At 28.1% G+C, this 17,737-nt stretch carries 18 protein-coding genes; 11 read left to right on the top strand and 7 right to left on the bottom strand.

Annotated elements, in window-relative coordinates:
- Positions 1 to 15 precede the first annotated feature (15 nt).
- Genes K354_RS15020 through K354_RS0109140 form a run of 4 tightly spaced genes read left to right on the top strand, consistent with a single transcriptional unit; the run spans position 16 to position 2,832 of the window.
- Positions 16 to 450, top strand: a complete 435-nt coding sequence (locus K354_RS15020; RefSeq protein ID WP_024955203.1) for a rhodanese-like domain-containing protein — start codon at positions 16 to 18, stop codon at positions 448 to 450.
- Positions 451 to 1,116, top strand: a complete 666-nt coding sequence (locus K354_RS15015; RefSeq protein ID WP_024955202.1) for a TVP38/TMEM64 family protein — start codon at positions 451 to 453, stop codon at positions 1,114 to 1,116.
- The gene (locus tag K354_RS0109145) at positions 1,097 to 2,194 is read left to right on the top strand and encodes a (Fe-S)-binding protein (RefSeq protein WP_024955201.1); all 1,098 of its coding nucleotides are present in this window, start codon (positions 1,097 to 1,099) and stop codon (positions 2,192 to 2,194) included. Before K354_RS15015 ends, K354_RS0109145 begins: the two co-directional genes overlap by 20 nt.
- Entirely contained in the window at positions 2,188 to 2,832 is a 645-nt protein-coding gene (locus K354_RS0109140; protein WP_024955200.1) for a TVP38/TMEM64 family protein, read from the top strand. The genes K354_RS0109145 and K354_RS0109140 overlap by 7 nt, the downstream gene beginning before the upstream one ends.
- A gap of 34 nt (positions 2,833 to 2,866) precedes the next feature.
- On the opposite strand, the gene K354_RS0109135 is transcribed toward K354_RS0109140, so the two are convergent.
- Positions 2,867 to 3,307 carry a C-GCAxxG-C-C family protein gene (locus K354_RS0109135; RefSeq protein WP_024955199.1) on the bottom strand — a complete coding sequence of 147 codons (441 nt, stop codon included), beginning with the start codon at positions 3,305 to 3,307 and terminating at the stop codon, positions 2,867 to 2,869.
- 262 nt (positions 3,308 to 3,569) lie between these two features.
- Between K354_RS0109135 and K354_RS0109130 the strand changes: the two genes are divergently transcribed.
- From K354_RS0109130 to K354_RS14715, 7 genes are all read left to right on the top strand, one after another.
- Positions 3,570 to 6,182, top strand: coding sequence for a cache domain-containing protein (locus K354_RS0109130; protein WP_169733429.1), 2,613 nt, complete (start codon positions 3,570 to 3,572; stop codon positions 6,180 to 6,182).
- Between the two features lie 96 nt (positions 6,183 to 6,278).
- A complete protein-coding gene (locus K354_RS0109125) occupies positions 6,279 to 6,887 on the top strand; it encodes a trimeric intracellular cation channel family protein (RefSeq protein WP_024955197.1) in 609 nt (202 codons plus the stop codon).
- Between the two features lie 43 nt (positions 6,888 to 6,930).
- A complete protein-coding gene (locus tag K354_RS0109120) occupies positions 6,931 to 8,115 on the top strand; it encodes an aspartate aminotransferase family protein (protein WP_024955196.1) in 1,185 nt (394 codons plus the stop codon).
- Positions 8,093 to 9,280, top strand: a complete 1,188-nt coding sequence (locus K354_RS0109115; protein ID WP_024955195.1) for a TolC family protein — start codon at positions 8,093 to 8,095, stop codon at positions 9,278 to 9,280. The genes K354_RS0109120 and K354_RS0109115 overlap by 23 nt, the downstream gene beginning before the upstream one ends.
- A complete protein-coding gene (locus K354_RS0109110; RefSeq protein WP_024955194.1) occupies positions 9,270 to 10,310 on the top strand; it encodes an SAM-dependent methyltransferase in 1,041 nt (346 codons plus the stop codon). Before K354_RS0109115 ends, K354_RS0109110 begins: the two co-directional genes overlap by 11 nt.
- Positions 10,294 to 10,491 carry a sulfur carrier protein ThiS gene (gene thiS, locus K354_RS0109105; protein WP_024955193.1) on the top strand — a complete coding sequence of 66 codons (198 nt, stop codon included), beginning with the start codon at positions 10,294 to 10,296 and terminating at the stop codon, positions 10,489 to 10,491. Before K354_RS0109110 ends, thiS begins: the two co-directional genes overlap by 17 nt.
- Before the next feature lie 140 nt (positions 10,492 to 10,631).
- Positions 10,632 to 12,431 (top strand): HD domain-containing phosphohydrolase, encoded by a 1,800-nt coding sequence (locus tag K354_RS14715; protein WP_024955192.1) that lies wholly within the window; start codon positions 10,632 to 10,634, stop codon positions 12,429 to 12,431.
- Between the two features lie 14 nt (positions 12,432 to 12,445).
- Here the strand turns inward: K354_RS14715 and K354_RS0109095 are convergent, their stop codons facing one another.
- The 6 genes from K354_RS0109095 to K354_RS0109070 all read right to left on the bottom strand — a co-directional run bounded on the left by K354_RS0109095 (position 12,446) and on the right by K354_RS0109070 (position 17,718).
- A complete protein-coding gene (locus K354_RS0109095; RefSeq protein WP_217994603.1) occupies positions 12,446 to 13,750 on the bottom strand; it encodes a cytidylate kinase family protein in 1,305 nt (434 codons plus the stop codon).
- 184 nt (positions 13,751 to 13,934) lie between these two features.
- Positions 13,935 to 14,318, bottom strand: a complete 384-nt coding sequence (acpS, locus tag K354_RS0109090) for a holo-ACP synthase (RefSeq protein ID WP_037940571.1) — start codon at positions 14,316 to 14,318, stop codon at positions 13,935 to 13,937.
- Positions 14,318 to 14,848, bottom strand: coding sequence for a flagellar basal body-associated protein FliL (gene fliL / locus K354_RS0109085; RefSeq protein WP_024955189.1), 531 nt, complete (start codon positions 14,846 to 14,848; stop codon positions 14,318 to 14,320). Before fliL ends, acpS begins: the two co-directional genes overlap by 1 nt.
- 91 nt (positions 14,849 to 14,939) lie before the next feature.
- Entirely contained in the window at positions 14,940 to 16,295 is a 1,356-nt protein-coding gene (gene radA, locus K354_RS0109080; RefSeq protein ID WP_024955188.1) for a DNA repair protein RadA, read from the bottom strand.
- Complete coding sequence (ftsY, locus tag K354_RS0109075) at positions 16,295 to 17,170, bottom strand: signal recognition particle-docking protein FtsY (protein ID WP_024955187.1); 876 nt, start codon at positions 17,168 to 17,170, stop codon at positions 16,295 to 16,297. The genes radA and ftsY overlap by 1 nt, the downstream gene beginning before the upstream one ends.
- Positions 17,170 to 17,718, bottom strand: coding sequence for a TlpA family protein disulfide reductase (locus K354_RS0109070; protein WP_024955186.1), 549 nt, complete (start codon positions 17,716 to 17,718; stop codon positions 17,170 to 17,172). The genes ftsY and K354_RS0109070 overlap by 1 nt, the downstream gene beginning before the upstream one ends.
- Positions 17,719 to 17,737: the final 19 nt, after the last annotated feature.

Below are 17,737 nucleotides of genomic sequence, written 5' to 3'. Positions count from 1 at the left end.
TTAGAGGAGTATGGTATGAAGGGTTTATTACTTTCATTTGTGGCAGTTTTAGTTTTTATAGGTTGTGGTGGAAAAGTAGAGCAAAAAGCTAAATATAACTATATAAGTGCAGAAAAAACTGCTGAATTAATTAAAAATGATAGCGAAAGTATTGTATTAGTAGATATTCAAGAAAAAGATGATTTTAAAGAAGAGCATTTAAAAGGTGCAGTATCAACTTATGCATATCCAGTAAAAACAGATGAAGAAAGAGCTCGTTTAACAGCATTGATTCCAACTATAAAATCTGGTCAAAAGATTATAATTATTTGTCCTAGAGGCGGTGGCGGTGCAAATAGAGCATATGACTTTTTCTTAAAAAGTGGACTAAAAAAAGACACTCTTTTTACTTTAACTGATGGACAATATGGTTGGCCAAGAGAAAAAATAAGTGACGTTTTAGTTAAGTAGATGAAACAAGCAAACAAATACATAGTCCTTTTAGTAATAATTGGGCTATGTTTTCTACCTCCTATTAAAAATATACTTTTTGATATATTTTCTCTTTTTAACACTTTAGATATAGAAAAAATTAAAGAGTATATTTTATCTTTTGGCGTACTAGCCCCTATAATATCTTTTTTGCTTATGGTTTTCCAAGCTGTCATTGCTCCACTTCCTGCATTTTTAATTACATTTGCAAATGCAGCACTTTTTGGATGGGTTTATGGTGCTTTACTCTCTTGGTTTTCAGCGATGGTTGGGGCAGTTTTGTGTTTTTATATTGCAAAGATTTTAGGACGAGAGTTTGTCAAAAAGTTGACTTCAAAAGCCGCATTAGATAGCGTAGATGTTTTTTTCCAAAGACATGGTAAATATGCAATTCTTATAGCAAGGTTATTGCCTTTTATCTCTTTTGATATAGTAAGTTATGGGGCTGGTTTAACGAAAATAAAAATAAAAGATTTTCTCATTGCCACTGGTTTAGGGCAACTTCCTGCAACATTAGTTTACTCTTATACAGGTGAGATGTTAAGCGGAGGGGCTAAGTATTTTGTATATGGGTTACTGTTTTTATTTGCTTTTTCTATATTTATTTATCTTTTAAAGAGGATTTATGTTAAACGAAACGCATAAATTTGATGATTGTATAGATTGTAAAAAGTGCATGAGTGGTTGCGTGATGCTTCACGATTTTACCACTTCACCAAAAACTCTTTTACAAAATTTTAAACAAAATAAACCATCTTCAGATATCTCTTTTTCTTGTGCTACTTGTAATTACTGTTATAGTGTTTGTCCTAGTGATATAAGTTTTAAAGAAGTATTTAAAGATGCAAAAATAGAACATGCTAAGAGTGATAAAATACTAAAAAGTTTTGGTTATAAATCGGTGTTATTTCATCAAAAACATAGTTTTTCAAAGATGTTTACAGCTAAGACAAAATTTAGTATTGGAGAGTATAAAAATATGGCATTTATGCCAGGATGCGCCTTATCTTCATACTCTCCAAAATTAGTTCATGATATCTATAGCCATTTACATTTTACAATGCCTGGGATAAATATATTGCAACAGTGTTGTGGACAGCCTACACGAATAGTTGGAGATATAAATAGGTTTACGCAACTTTACTCAAAACTCTCAGCCGATATAAATACAATGCAAATAGATACTGTAATTACTGCTTGTGAGAATTGTTATGTGAGTTTAAAAGAGTTCTCGCCTACTATAAATGTTGTATCTTTATATGACATTTTAGCACATGTAGGAATTCCAAAAAATAAAATTGGTGTTTATAGTACTCATAAAAATGTTGCTTTGCACGATCCTTGTCCAACAAGACATGAAAACTCTTTACATGTAAGCGTTAGAAAACTCTTGGATAAACTTGGATTAAATTATGAAGAGTTTAAAAACAATCGTGAGAAAACAGAGTGTTGTGGAAGTGGAGGGATGCTTGAACTTACAAATCCTAAGTTAGCAATTGAACAAATGAATTCTAGGGCAAATCAAACAAGTTGTGATACGATTGTGAGTTATTGTCAGTCATGTGCAGAGTCTATGAGTAGAGGTGGTAAAAATGGAGTGCATATACTTGATTTGATTTTTGCAGATAATGTGATAGAAGGATTTTCTCAAAAGAAAAATAGTGTTGTAAAAAAATGGTACAACAGATATAAATCAAAAAAGATGATAGAGAAGTTATGTTAAAAAAAGTTTTATTTTTTATAGTTTTATTTTTAGTGTTAGGCTTTTTTTACTATTTTGATATATTTATGTTTACAAGTCCAGTAGAGATAAAAGAATATGTCTTAAGTTTTGGTATATATGCGCCTATTATTTTTATTATTCTCTTTACTATAGTTCCTTTAACACTGTTTCCAGATGCACTTTTAGCCATTGCAGGTGGTTTGATTTTTGGTCTATATGAAGGAAGTTTGTATGTTATGATTGGAGCACTTTGTGGTGCAACACTCTCATTTTATATATCAAGGATTTATGCTGCTTGGATAAAAAAGAAACTTTCAAATAAAAAGTTGATAAATTTAGATAAAAATGCAAAAGAAAATGGATTTTTAATTATATTTTTTCTTAGATTAGTTCCATTGGTACCTTTTGATATTATCAGTTATAGTGCAGGCTTTTCATCTATAAAATATAGAGATTTTATTCTAGCTACATGTATTGGTATTATTCCAGGAGTAGTAGTATATGCCAATATAGGAGCACAGTCTTTTGATCTAGGCTCAAATGGCTTTTATATTGCTGTTGCATCTTTGTTAGCACTTATTGTTTTTTCAATGATGTTTAAAAACAAATTAGAAAAAAGATTATATGAGAATAATTAAATTGATAAAAAAGAAAGTGAGTAAAAGAAACTCACTATTGATTTTTAAGCATTTTTGAGACATTTTGTGTAACAAATGCAACGTATTTTGAGCATTTGCAATTTTTACAGTCATTTTGTGTAAATTTTTCGTTTGCATCAGCATCATTTAAAGAAAAGCCTAAAAGTTTTGTACATGTATCTTCTTTAAATTCATCCACAAAAGACTTTTTTAATTCAGCTATATTTTCATACAAAAGTTCAAAAGAATCATTATTGTTGTCTCTTCCTTGTATCATTGATAAAGCTAAAATTCCACCACTTAAAGCACCACAAGTACTTTCAGAGTTTGCAAGTCCTCTTCCAAATGCAGTTGCAATTTTTGTAATCATTGAGGAAGAAATATTGTTTTCTTCTGCTATAGCCTTTACTACAGACTCAGAACATAAAAAACCATCAAAAAAATAATTTGATGCTTCAGATGCAATTTTATTCATATAAAAACTCCTATTTTTAATTTGATATTATAGGTACTTTTTTATTTAATAATGCTTTTAAGAAATTTACATGTAAAGAGTTTTAGTTATACCATCATTTAGTTTTTTATATTGGCACTTATTGAATCTTTGCTAAAATTATAATGCATTAAATTCTTAAAAGCATTGATTTGGTTCAATGCAAGTATTATTTGATGGGCTTTTTAATAAAGATAAAGTTTAAGGAGATATAATATTCATTATATTATGATTGTGGATGGTTATGAAAAAAACATTAGCTAATTATTATCTTTTATATATGCTGTTTTGTGTTTCACTTGTTATTGTGATAATTTCAGTTATATATGATAATATGCAAAAATCTTTTTTAGAAGCAACTGTTAATGATATAAGAGAAAATGTTGTTAAACAATATAAAGATGAGTTAAAAAATAGAGTTAACATAGCTGAAAACTATATCATTTCACAAAAAAAATTAACCGAGAAAAAACTACGTCAATCAATTATACTACGTGTAGAAGAAGCCTATGCTATTGCAAATAACTTGTATCTAAAATATAAAGATATAAAAACTCCAAAAGAAATCCAAGAACTTATTATAGAGTCTTTACGAGATATAAGATTTAATAATGGACGAGGTTATTATTTTATAGATGATATAGAAGGTAATTCTAAATTATACCCTATTCGTACAGATTTTGAAGGTGAGAATATAATAGATTTTCAAGATACTAATAAAAAATATGTCATAAAAGAATTTATTAATATTGTGAAAGAAAAAACAGAAGGGTTCAGTTCTTATTATACTATGAAATATGCAGGGCAAGAAGATAATATATCTAAAAAGATTGCATATGTAAAACTATTTAAGCCATATAATTTTATTATAGGTACAGGGGAATACCTTGAAGATGTTGAGGAAGATATAAAGAAAAAAATAATCAATGAAGTAAATAATTTTACAGGTGTGAATGAAAATAGTTATATTAATATATTTAAGGTCAATAATCATACTGGTGGCAAAGATTATGCAACAATACTTTTAAATCCAATAAGAAAAGATTTAGAAAATACAAATTTAAGCTCTTTTAAAGTTGATGTTGATGGAAAACATTATGTAGAAGAGGTAAGACAAGCATTAACTAAGAATGACAATGTTTTTGTTACTTTTAAATATAAAAATACAAAAAATCATAAAATTGTAAAAAAACTAAGTTATATAAAACGTTTAAATGATTGGGATTGGGTACTTTCTACTGGAGTGCATTATGAGCATATAGAAAAGCTAGTAAAAATTAATAAGGAAAAAACAGAAGAAATACAAAGAGATGGAGTGAAAAAAGCATTTGTAGTTTTTGGTATTGTTTGTATTTTTATAATAATATTAAGTATATTTTTATCAAAGAAAATCAACAAAGCTTTTGAAGAATTAATTAAATTTTTTAGTCAAGCAGCTTTTGAAAAAAAGAAGATTGATATAAACTCTTTTATAAGTGATGATTTTAAGCAATTGGCCTATTATGCTAATGAAATGATTGAAAATATACATATAAAACGAGAAAAACTTAAACAATTAAATGAAGAGTTAGAACTAGCGGTTGATATTAAAAAAGAAGAGCTTATAGAAGTAAATAAATTTTTAGAAGATAAAAATATAGAGTTAGAAAAAAATTATTATACCGATGCTTTAACATCATTAAGCAATAGAAACCAATTTTTAAAGGACTTGGAAAGCTTAGAAGAAGTCAGTGTTATTATTTTTGATATAGATGGTTTTAAAAATATTAATGATTTTTATGGCATAAAAACAGGAGATTATCTTTTAATAGAATTATCAAAAGTATTAAGTGATTTTGCCAATAAGAATGAGCTTAAAGCATATAGATTAAGTTCTGATGAATTTTTGATTAGTATAGATAGAAAAATAGAGCAAGAAAACTTAGAAGTGCTAAGATATAGCTTTTATGAAGAATTTAGAAAAAAAGATTTTTATGATGCTTCCAAACAAAATAAACTAAGTGTAAGTTTGACATGTGCTATAGCAAAAGACAAACAACATATACTTAGTAGAATAAATGTTGCTTTAACTTATGCTAAAGAGAACAAATTGTCGTGTGCTGTATATGATGAAAATAATGTTCATATGAATAAACATAAATACAATATTTATTGGAGAGAAAAAATACAATTTGCTATTGACAATGATTTAATAGAACCATATTTTCAAAAAATAATTAATGTCAATAACCCTCAAGAAAAAAAATATGAATCTTTAATAAGAATTATAATTGAAGATGAGATAATAACGCCTTTTATGTTTTTGGATGTTTCAAAAGAGACAAAACAGTACCCATGTTTGACAAAAATTATGATAGAAAAAACATTTAAAAAATTTCAAAATGAAGAAGTTGAATTTTCTATCAATATTTCAATGCTTGATGTTGAAAATGAAGAAACAATAAAGTTTTTAAAAGAAAAAATAGTAGAGTACAATATACACAATAAGTTAATTTTAGAAATATTAGAAACAGAAAATATGATTAATAGTGAAAAATTCATCCCATTTGTAGATTCTATGAGAAAATTGGGTGTTAGTTTTGCTCTTGATGATTTTGGTAGTGGATATTCTAATTTTTCATTTTTACTTAAAATGTGTCCTAAATATTTGAAAATTGATGGTTCTTTAATACAAAATATAACTCATGATTCAAATTCACTTAACATTGTAAAAACTATAGTTTTATTTGCTAAGCAGATGAATTCAGAAGTTATAGCAGAGTTTGTTGAAAATGAAGAAATAGTTAGAATTTTAAAAGATTTAGATGTTCACTATATGCAAGGATATTATTTTTCAAAACCATCAAAAGATTTGTAAAGTTCATCGTTATATTATTATGAATAAGACTTTTTCTTATGCCGTTTATAACATATAATTGTGTAAAATAGTAAAAATTAATTATTATGGACAATTATGATTGGACTTGAAATAGCAGATGTTGTAGGTACTATTGCTTTTGCTCTTAGTGGTTTTATGGTAGCAACAAAAGATAGATTAGATTTATTGGGTATTTTTATTGCCTCTTTTTTAACAGCACTTGGTGGCGGAATACTTAGAGATACAGTAGCAGATAGAGTTCCTTTTGCTTTTTCTCATCTTCTTCCCATGTCATTAGTTATATGTGTTATTTTATTTGCAATACTTTTTAAACTTTATAAAAAAAGTGAAATAGAGAATAAAATGTATTTTGTTATAAGTGACTCTATTGGTCTAGTTTCATTTTCAATTACTGGTGCTCTTGTTGGACTCATGGTAGATTTTAATATTTTTGGTGTAGTACTTTTAGCTTTAGCAACAGCAGTTGGTGGAGGTATTATGCGTGATACTCTATTAAATAGAGTTCCAGTTGTATTAACCAGCGAACTTTATGGTAGTGTGGCTATTATAGTTGGTATTTTTGTTTTTATGTTAGATTGTTTTGATGAAGTTCATTATATAACTCTTTTAGCAGTTTTTTGTTTAGGGTTGAGTTTACGTTTAATTGCTTATCATAAAAGATGGCATCTTCCAAAACTTGGTTAACAAATATTAGATATAATTTTAAAATAAATAAAAAGGTTATTATATGTATGAAAATATGGATAAAGAGTATGTATTAAATACATACCCTAGAAATTATGTAAATTTTAAACAAGGTAAAAATGCCACTCTTTTTGATGATAAAGGAAAAGATTATATTGATTTTACAAGTGGGATTGGGGTTTCAAGTGTTGGGCATGGAAATGCAAGATTAGCAGATGCTCTAAGCGACCAAGTTCATAATCTTATACACACTTCAAATCTTTTTTTAATAGAACCACAAGCAAAACTAGCTAAAAAAATAGCAGAGCTTAGTGGTTTTGATGTAGGCACATTTTTTGCAAATTCTGGAGCAGAAGCAAATGAAGGAGCCATTAAATTAGCAAGAATGTATGGTGAGAAAAAGTTTAAAAATAAGCGTTATAAAGTAATTACATTAGAGCATTCTTTTCATGGAAGAACAATTACAACTGTCAAGGCGACAGGACAAGATAGTTTTCATAAATCTGATTTTTCTCCTTATCCAGATGGTTTTTCTTATAATAAAGATATAAATGATATATATAATTCTATAGATGATGAAACAGTTGCGGTAATGATAGAGTTGGTACAAGGTGAAGGAGGAGTTGAGCCTTTTGAAAAAGAAGAAGTGCAAAAACTTGCAGCTTTTTTAAAATCAAAAGAGATACTTTTAATAGTTGATGAAGTACAAACTGGTGTTTTTAGAAGTGGGGAATTCTTAGCAACAAATCTTTATGGTATAGAGCCAGATATTATCACTCTTGCAAAAGGACTTGGTGGAGGAGTTCCAATAGGGGCTGTTTTAACAATTCATAAAGATATTTTTGAAGTAGGTGACCATGGGAGTACTTTTGGAGGTAACTTTTTATCAACAAGAGCAGGTTGTGAAGTCTTGGATATATTAGAAGGTTACAAAAATAGTGGAGAGCTAGATGAGTCTTTTATCTATTTTGAATCAAAATTACAAGAGATAGCAAAAGCATATCCAGCTCTGTTTGAAAAAGTTGTGGGACTTGGTCTTATGAGAGGCCTTAGATGTTTTGAAAATGTCGATTTGTCAACTTTGATAAACAGAGCATTTGATCAAGGAGTTTTGATACTCAAAGCAGGAAGAAATACACTAAGATTATTACCACCACTTACAATATCAAAAGAAGAAATTGATGAAGGTTTTAAAAGGTTAGATAATGCGTTTAAAGTACTTAGTTAGTTTATCTCTTTTAGTGAGTTTTTTGAGTGCAGCTGATAATAGTTCACTTCTTTCAGCTTTAAAGCAAAAAAAATTAGATATTGATAAACAAACAGTAGAGTTAGAGAGTGACAATCTAAAGTATGATTGGGTGAATCAAATTGTAGGTTCGTACAATAAAACAAAGATGGATGGTAAGCGAGGTATCGTGGCAGATGAAACTGATGGTTTTTCTATAAGTATTGATCAGCCAGTTTTTAAGAGTGGTGGGATTTATTATGCTGTTCAGTATTCAGGTGCAAATAGGGAATTTTCAAGGCTTAGTACAAAATTAAATGAGCAAAATCTTATTAAAAGTATTATATCTTCTTGGCTTATGATAAAGAAGTATGATTTACAATTAAAAAAACAAGAGTACTTAATAGCAAATGCAAAAATAGATGTCGTAAGAAAAAAAGAGCAGTATGAAAGTGGTTTTTTAGATAGTAGCTTTTTAGATAATGCTATTTTAACAAAGAGTTCACTTGAAAAAACACTTATTGACTTAGAAGAACAAAGGTACTCTCAACTAATGAACTATAAGTCTTTAAGTGATACTAGTTATCTTGACATTACACCACCAACTTTTAGTATGGTAGATAAGAAAAAGTATATAGAAAAATCTTTAGCTTTAAATACTCAAAGAGCAGCAAGTAAACAAGCTGAATATTTAAAGAAGATGACAATAGCAAATTATCTTCCAACTGTATCTATTTTTGGTGGTTATTATGACATGGGTGATAATATTAATGACAACGATAGATATAATCAAGTAGGCATAAAGGTTTCAATGCCTTTGTTTGATATTAATAGAGGCCGTACTATAGAACTTAAAGAGTTAAATTATCTTAAATCAAAACTTGAGTTAAAAGATGTTGAAAAAGAAGAGGGTAATTTATATCAAGATTCTATAAAAAAGATAGAATTGATAAAGAAAAAAATAGTAATTGCGAAAAATGATGCAAAACTTTATGACTCTTTATTAACTTCTACAAAAGAGCTTTTTGAAGCAGGTGAGACAACAATATATGATGTTGATACTCTTGATAATTCAAAACAAAATACAATTTTAGATAAAAAGATTTACGAAATAGAAATACAACAAGCTTTACTAGATCTTTATGCAAAGATGAGCGGTGAAATTTAGTGAGTATATGACGGAGTGGTTGTATTCTGAAGATGGTTACTATGCAACACATAAAGATATAGGAAAAAGTGGAGATTTTTATACTGCAGTGAGTTCTAGTATGTTTTTTGGTGGAAGTATAGCCAATAAGTTTATGAACTCTTTAAAAGAAGGATATTTAAGTCCAACGAGTACGATTATAGAAATAGGGGCTCATAAAGGGTATCTTTTAGCTGATGTGATTCAGTTTATCTACACCTTGAAGCCAGAACTTTTAAAAACTCTTACATTTATGATAGTAGAACCATTTGAGCAGAATCAAAAAGGTCAATTAGAGTATTTTCAAAATTCTTTTGGAGATAGTGTAAAGCTTTTACATGTAAAGAGTTTAGATGAGCTTACATGTAAAGAGGCTTTTATCATAGCAAATGAAATTTTTGATGCTTTTTCTTGTGAAGTTGTATATGATGATAAAATGTTATACATGAATGGGCATGAGCCAGAATTTAAAACAATTGATCTTGATGTTAAAAGACTTACTCAAAGATATAATATATCTAAAGGTGAAGTAGGTATTGGGTATGAAAAATTTGCGATAGATATGTGTAATCATATAAAAAAATTTGAATTTGTAACATTTGATTATGGTGATAAACAAGCTAGAGATGATTTTTCTTTGAGAATATATAATAAACACAAAGTTTATCCATTTTTTGCTTTAACTAATTTAGTAGAAGATAAAGAGTTAAAAGAAGATGTTAAACTTAGTAGTTTGTATGCCAAAAGTGATATAACATATGATGTTAATTTTGAACATCTTATAGGAGCATTTAAAGAAAGTGGAGCAATTTTACATTCGTACTCTTCTCAGATGAAAGCTCTTATAGAATTTGGCTTAATAGATTTGTTAGAAACTATGAAAAAGAATTCGACACAAGAGAGTTATCAAGCAGAATTAAACAGAGTAAAAACACTTATCGATCCATCTTTTATGGGTGAGAGATTTAAAATGGTATGTTTTAGAAAGGATAGAAATGAAACTGATAGTTAATGGTGAAGAAAAAAATACAGAAGTAAAAACAGTACAAGCGTTATTAAATGAATTAGATATAAATGATAAAGTAATGGCAGCCGCTGTTAATATGAATGTTGTAAAAAAAGAAAATTGGCATAATTTTGAATTAAGCGAAAATGATAAAGTTGAATTTTTACAATTTGTTGGTGGTGGTTGAGTTATAAATACTTTATTGTTTAAATAATTTTGCAATTTTACTTTACTATATATTATTTTTAACATATAAAATAATATATAGTAATTTTAATTTTTTTTAAGCTATAATAATTGAACATAAATAATATTTTAGGAGGAACGATGAGAACCTCTCTTAGAACCATTTTGACCGTTTCGTTTTTCTTTGTTATCTTTGTGTCTATTAGTATGATACTATTTACTACATATTATTCAACAAAACTTTCTATGTCTAAACAGTCATATCAAATTATGAAAAATATTTCAGAATTTGCCATTGATAAATCTAAAACTTATATGAATGTAGCAACTGATGTTACTCTTTTAACAAAAAATTTACAAAATAAAAATATTCTTAATAGCAATAATCAAGAAGAATTAATGAAATATTTTTATGAACAAATGATTATACACCAATACTTTTCTGGTATTTATTATGCGACATCTAAGGGTGACTTTATAATGCTTTTAAAGAATAAAATAGGTTTTCTTAAAAAAAGTATTAAATATAATTCAAATGATAAAAAAGTAGTAAGTGTTACTCAAAAAGATAAGCTTATGAAAATAATTGAAAAAAAATATCTTAAAAATGATAAATATAATCCTAGGATTAGACCTTGGTATAAAAGTGCTATAAAAACTAAGAACTTATCATGGACAGAACCATATATATTTTTTACATCAAAAAAACCAGGGATTACTATATCTACAGCAATTTATGACAATCTTGGTAAGGTAAAAGGTGTTGTTGGGATAGATATAGAGATAGATGAATTAGCAAATTTTATTAATAATCTTAAAGTGGGAGAAAATGGTAAAGTTTTTATGATTAATAAATCATTAAAAATACTTTCTATGCCAGTAGATAAAAATTTTGAGCAAAATAAATTAAAAACAATTAATGATTTAAGTGAAACTAGTATTATTAAAAAAGCATATACTGAACTTAATAAAAAAACAGATATACAATCTATCCAAAAAGAATATTTTCTAACTTTTGAACAAAAAAATAATAATTATCAAGCTATGTTTTTACCTTTTAATATTGGGGAATTAAAATGGATAGTAGGAATGTATGTTTTAGAAGATGATTTTTTAGGGTTATTAAAACACAATAATAAATTAAATATCCTTTTTATTTTAATTATTGGTTGTATATCTCTATATATAAGTATACGAATTTCTAAAAAAATTTCAAGGCCAATCTTAAAATTAAGAGATATGACAAGTAAATTAGAATTATTACATTTAGATGAATCAAATATTAATCTAAGTAGTATCACTGAAATAGATGAGTTAATTACATCGTTTAAAAATATGAAAATTAATTTAAGGGAGTCTTATTTAGATACCCTTTATAGGTTGGCAATTGCCGCAGAGTATAAAGATAGTGATACAGCGGATCATATTAATAGAATAGGGTTATATTGTGAAACAATGGGGAAAAAACTTGATTTACCAAAAGAGCAAATTCATATACTTAAGCATGCTAGTGCAATGCATGATATAGGAAAACTTGGTATTCCAGATAAAATTTTATTAAAACCAGGAAAGTTAGACGATAAAGAAATGTCAATAATACAAACTCATCCTATTATTGGTGCTAAAATACTCAAAAATCCTACATCAGAAATCATGAAAGTTGGTAGAGATATTTCATTATATCATCATGAAAAATGGGATGGTACAGGGTATCCTAAAGGTTTAAAAGGAGAAGAAATACCTTTATTTGTAAGAATAGTTTCTATTGTTGATGTCTTTGATGCTCTTATGTCAAAACGATGCTATAAAGAATCATACGATGCAAAAACATCAAAAGAAATTATTTTAGAAGGAAGAGGCAACTTTTTTGATCCACAAATTGTTGATGCTTTTGAAAATTGCTTTGATGAGTTAGTTCAGATTTTAAAATCAAATACATAAAATATAGGCAGTCTTTATCTATTATTAACTAAATTTTTTACAAGTTGTATGATTTTTTCAGCAGATTGTTGTGATCCATAGAGTGAGCTTTCTATTGTGAAATGATAATTGGTAGCATCTTTCCAATCTGTTCCAGTATAGTGGTAACAGTAATTAGCTCTTTTTTTGTCTATGTGTTCTAAATCTTTATCCAAATACGTTAGTTTCATTCCATATTCTTTATTTATTTTTTCTTTACGATATTCATTATTTGCATGAATAAATACATTAAAACAATTTGGATTATCTTTTAAGATAAAATTTGCACAACGTCCTACAATTATACAAGACTCTTTAGCACAAATATCTCTAATAATTTTACTTTGAACAAGAAATAAAGCATCGATTGGAGGTAATTGATCGTCTACGTAAGCATAATTTTGCTCATATAGTTCATATAATAGTGAATTAGCTAAACTTTGTTCATTTTCTTGAATATATTTAGTGGTGTATCCTGTTTGTTTTGCAGTAAGTTCAATAAGCTCTTTATCATAAAAAGATATTCCAAGCTCTTTTGCAATAAATTTTCCAATTTCATGACCGCCACTTCCATATTCTCTTGAAATTGTAATGATTAATGAATCATTTTTTGTATTGTGTATTTTTTTGTCAACAGATTTTGTACTACTTTCTTGTTTTAGCCATTTTTCTATCATCGGTAATTTATTACTAAAAAATTTGATACAAGCACCAACTAATACAGCGGCAAGTGCACTTCCTTCTCGTATACCTTCTAAATGACTTAATAAAACAAAAGAGCTTAATGTTCCAATAATAACCATTGAACTATCTAAACTAATTTTAACTTTACCAAATTCTTTTTTATAAGTTTGAGAAATTGCAATAGCTAAACCATCAAGAGGAAGATAGGTAAGATGAGTTTTTAAAAGAAGAAAAATACCAAAAGCTAAAACACCACATGCTAATATGCACCAAAAGGCTTGTTGTATATATGATGTTGGATTTAAATTTGAGAGTATATTCATCGTAAAATCAATACAATAGCCAAAAATAATTACTGAAGGAAGTTGCACTAGTTGTGCTAAATTATAATTTTTACGTAATATAATCATTTGCATAAGAATAAAAAAGATATTTAAAATTATTGTTAGTTCGCCTAAACTAAGTGGCATTGTTAAACTAAATACATAAGGAACACATGAAACAGGAGAAACTCCAAGATTTGCTTTTACAGATAAAGAGACTCCTAGTGCCATAACAAATAATCCTAACGTAAAAACAAGAACCCTTTTAACTATATTACTATTAATAATTTTCAATTTTTCCTCTTTATGTTTTAAGTGTAATCTTAAATAAATTTAAATACGAGTGTTTTTTAAATGAAGTACTCTTGTAATACAGTAAGCTAAATTGGGTGTAAATGCAAGTGTGTTTATTTAAAATTTTTCAGATAATATGAAATTTTATTGTATAACTTATAAACTTTATAATCTCTTATAATGTTTAAATAGTATGCATAAGAGGATTTTTTCTTTTAAGTTTGGAATTTATATTGGCAACTGCTATTGCATATCCCCCATCATGAGTAATACTTAACGCGGTATCTGTTATTTGAAAATCTTCTATGAGATGTTTTGAAAGTGTAAAGTAGGGAGCTTTTTTTTCATCTTTATGTATTTTTATATCAAAAAAACCACATTTTTCACTAATACCTAAGCCAAGAGCTTTAGACACTGCTTCTTTTGCTGCCCAAAAACCTGCTTGTGAGTTAGTAGAACGAGCAAGCTCTATCTCATCAGAATCGAGAAATTTTTTGAGCGCTTTGTTACCAAAACGCTCTTGAAATTTTTTTATTCTATCAATTTTTACTATATCAATACCTATCATTATTGAACAATAAAATCCGTAAAAAAGATATTTTTTATTTGTCCATCTGTTAAAACGTCATTAATTTTATTTACAATTTCATCTTTGAGACGGTCTTTTCCTTTCATTGTACTTACTTCCTCAAAAGTTTTAGAAGATAAAGCACGAATGATAATATCTCTTAAAAGAGCTTTCTTTTTATCCATTTCAGGTGCTAATTCTTCTGAATCTAGTTCAATATCTAATGCAACTTTGAGATACTTACTTCCACTTTCACTTAGTAAGTTCACAACAAACTGGCTCATTGGATACATAGGTCCAATTGTAAGATAATTGCTGGAACGTCCAGAACTTTTTCTCTTTGCAGGAGTAGATTGTGAGTTTTGTTGCATTTGTCCTGATGATGTACCTTCATTATCACTACCTAATAAAAAGAAAGCAGCTAATCCACCACCAACTAAAAGAACTACAAGCAAAACGACTATCAAAATAAGAACCATGTTCCCACCTGATTTTTTTTCTATTACCTCTTCTTCAATCTCTTCTGCCATGCCCATTCCTTTGGTTAATTAATTTTATCTAATTAATATATCGTTTAATTATAATAAAAGTTTACATAAATATGTATAAATATGTGCTTGATTACATCCATTCTATCAGTTTTGAGACTTCGTCTATTTCAAAACACTTTATTCCATCAATTTTTTCTGTTGGTATTGAAGGAACTATCGCTTTTTCAAAATGTTGCGATTTTGCTTCATTTAATCTTTGATCTAAACTAAAAATATCTCTAATATCCCCTATAAGACTCACTTCACCCATGAATACAGTATCTTTACTAATAGGTCTATTTCTAAAACTACTTATAATAGCAGCTATTATTGCTAAATCAGCAGAAGTTTCAGTAATTTTTATACCACCAGTAATATTTATAAATACATCATATTGATTAAAAGGCAAGTCAAGTTTTCTTTCTAATAATGCTAAAAGCATTGTAAGTCGGTTAAGTTCATAACCAGTTGCACTTCTCTTAGGGTTTGAATAACTATTATCGCTCACAAGAGCTTGAACTTCTATGACTATAGGCCGACTACCTTCCATAATAACTGTTATAGCTGAACCTGCTTGTGCATTTCCTCTTGTAAAAAACTTTTTGGATATATCTTTTGCACTCATTAGTCCTGCACTTGTCATTTCAAAAATTCCTACTTCACTTGTAGAACCAAAACGATTTTTAAAACCTCTTAAAAGCCTAAGTTCACGTGAAGAGTCACCTTCAAAATAAAGAACTGTATCTACCATATGCTCTAAAACTCTAGGTCCTGCAATTGAGCCTTCTTTTGTAATATGACCTATGATAAAAATAGCGATATCATGCTCTTTTCCCCATCTCATAAGTTCAAAAGTAATCTCTCTTACTTGTGAAACACTACCTGGAGCAGCTGTAAGTTTTTCGCTATACATAGTTTGAATAGAATCAATTACAAGGGCTTTATAACCACCACATGAAAGTTCACTCAAAACTGCATCGAGTCTAATTTCACTCATTAAATATAAGTTTTCATAGTTACTTCCAAGTCTATCACTTCTTAGTTTTATCTGACCTGATGATTCTTCACCACTTACATAGAGTACTTTTTGATTTGCTTTTGCTAAGTTTCCAGCTATCTTTAAAAGAAGTGTTGATTTTCCAACTCCTGGACTACCACCAATAAGTGTTAAACTACCACTTACTATACCACCTCCCATAACTAAATCAAGTTCACTATCACCCGAACTAAATCGAGATATTTTATCTTGTTCTACTTTCGTTATGGAGATTGCTTGACTGGAGGTTCCTACAGTTGAAACTTGTTTGATTTCATTTAATACTTCAATTTGTTTGCTGTTTAGCTCTAGGAATTCTTCCCAAGCTCCACAACTAGGACATTTTCCAAGCCATTTTGAACTTTGGTATCCACAAGCTTGACATTCAAAAAGAGTTTTCTTTTTAGCCATTATTCACTCACAAATATCGAATCAAGTATGATTTCTATAAATTCATCAGGGTCAAATGGTATTAAATCATCTTTTGACTCACCAACACCAACATAAATAATTGGAAGTTTTAATTCTCGAGCTACTCCAAATAAAGCACCACCTTTTGCAGTACCATCTAGTTTAGTGATAATAATAGCATCTACTCCAACAATTTTATTAAATGCTTTTGCTTGGTTTATAGCAGAGTTTCCTTGGGTACCATCTAGTACGAGTATTTTTCTATGTGGTGCACCATCTTTTGCTTTATCACAAATTCTTACAATTTTTTTGAGTTCATTTGACAAGTTTGTTTGGTTATGTAAACGTCCTGCTGTATCGATAATAACATTGTCAAATTTTTTAGCAACTGCTGAACTTATAGTATCATATGCAACAGCTGATGGATCATGATTTTGTTGTGTATAGACAATAGGTACATCAAGTTTATCTGCCCAACGTTTAAGTTGCTCAATTGCTGCTGCTCTAAAGGTATCACTTGCTCCTAATATAACTTTTTTGCCATCTTTTTTATAATTATTTGCAAGTTTTGCTATAGTTGTCGTTTTTCCTGCACCATTTACTCCAATAACTAATTCAACAAAAGGAGTATCTATATTTTTTTCTTCAGTTTTGTAAATAAAATATGCCTTCATGACACGTTTAACATCTTCTTTTTTTACTTTATCTTGAGGGGGGAGATAATATATCATCTCTTCAACTATTTCATAAGGAACATCAGATTCTAAAAGGATATCTTCTAAAGTATCTTTATCAATTTTTGTTACTTTTTCCGGTAAAACTTCTTTTATAGCACCAACGGTTTTAGTTAAACCTTTTTTGATAAAACTAAACATTATTTTAGCACCTTCTTAATATCTGCTTCGATCATTTCTTCAGGAATAGCTCCAATATAGTGTTGAAAATAGTCACCTTTCTTATCATATATCAGTATAAGAGGTATACTTTTTACACCACCTACGGCTTCTGCTAATTTATAATTATCAGGTGAATTTGTAATAGTAAATTCTATATTAAAACTATTCATAAATTTTATTATTTCATCATTAGATTTATTTTCTTCAAGTAAGATACTAATGATGCTTAGCTCTTTTTTATATTTTTGTTGCAAATTATTTAAATGTGGGATTTCTGCTTTGCAAGGAGGACACCAAGTAGTAAAAAAGTTTAATAAAATAATTTTATTTTCATAACCATCAAATATAAAACCATTATCAGTTTTTTTTACTTTTATTGTTTTTCCATTTATATCTACGAGGGTTATATCTTGTTTATTTTTATTTGCTATTTTACTCGTAGATGTTGTATTTTCTTTTTTATCTGTTTCATTATTACAACCTGTAAAAATGAATAGTGATAAAATAATGGTAAATAAAGTTTTCATTAAATTCCTTCAATCTGTG

Origin of the sequence: Sulfurospirillum arcachonense DSM 9755, from assembly GCF_000597725.1 — a bacterium.
In the GTDB taxonomy this organism is placed as follows: domain Bacteria; phylum Campylobacterota; class Campylobacteria; order Campylobacterales; family Sulfurospirillaceae; genus Sulfurospirillum_A; species Sulfurospirillum_A arcachonense.
Note: the sequence above shows the minus strand (reverse complement) of the source record. Positions and strands in the feature narration are given on the sequence as shown.

Excerpts from the sequence above, each read along its gene's own strand:
- K354_RS15020 (WP_024955203.1), top strand. The coding sequence starts at position 16 with ATGAAGGGTTTATTACTTTCATTTGTGGCAGTTTTAGTTTTTATAGGT.
- K354_RS15015 (WP_024955202.1), top strand. The coding sequence starts at position 451 with ATGAAACAAGCAAACAAATACATAGTCCTTTTAGTAATAATTGGGCTA.
- K354_RS0109145 (WP_024955201.1), top strand. The coding sequence starts at position 1,097 with ATGTTAAACGAAACGCATAAATTTGATGATTGTATAGATTGTAAAAAG.
- K354_RS0109140 (WP_024955200.1), top strand. The coding sequence starts at position 2,188 with ATGTTAAAAAAAGTTTTATTTTTTATAGTTTTATTTTTAGTGTTAGGC.
- K354_RS0109135 (WP_024955199.1), bottom strand. The coding sequence starts at position 3,307 with ATGAATAAAATTGCATCTGAAGCATCAAATTATTTTTTTGATGGTTTT.
- K354_RS0109130 (WP_169733429.1), top strand. The coding sequence starts at position 3,570 with ATGAAAAAAACATTAGCTAATTATTATCTTTTATATATGCTGTTTTGT.
- K354_RS0109125 (WP_024955197.1), top strand. The coding sequence starts at position 6,279 with ATGATTGGACTTGAAATAGCAGATGTTGTAGGTACTATTGCTTTTGCT.
- K354_RS0109120 (WP_024955196.1), top strand. The coding sequence starts at position 6,931 with ATGTATGAAAATATGGATAAAGAGTATGTATTAAATACATACCCTAGA.
- K354_RS0109115 (WP_024955195.1), top strand. The coding sequence starts at position 8,093 with ATGCGTTTAAAGTACTTAGTTAGTTTATCTCTTTTAGTGAGTTTTTTG.
- thiS (WP_024955193.1), top strand. The coding sequence starts at position 10,294 with ATGAAACTGATAGTTAATGGTGAAGAAAAAAATACAGAAGTAAAAACA.
- K354_RS14715 (WP_024955192.1), top strand. The coding sequence starts at position 10,632 with ATGAGAACCTCTCTTAGAACCATTTTGACCGTTTCGTTTTTCTTTGTT.
- acpS (WP_037940571.1), bottom strand. The coding sequence starts at position 14,318 with ATGATAGGTATTGATATAGTAAAAATTGATAGAATAAAAAAATTTCAA.
- fliL (WP_024955189.1), bottom strand. The coding sequence starts at position 14,848 with ATGGCAGAAGAGATTGAAGAAGAGGTAATAGAAAAAAAATCAGGTGGG.
- radA (WP_024955188.1), bottom strand. The coding sequence starts at position 16,295 with ATGGCTAAAAAGAAAACTCTTTTTGAATGTCAAGCTTGTGGATACCAA.
- ftsY (WP_024955187.1), bottom strand. The coding sequence starts at position 17,170 with ATGTTTAGTTTTATCAAAAAAGGTTTAACTAAAACCGTTGGTGCTATA.
- K354_RS0109070 (WP_024955186.1), bottom strand. The coding sequence starts at position 17,718 with ATGAAAACTTTATTTACCATTATTTTATCACTATTCATTTTTACAGGT.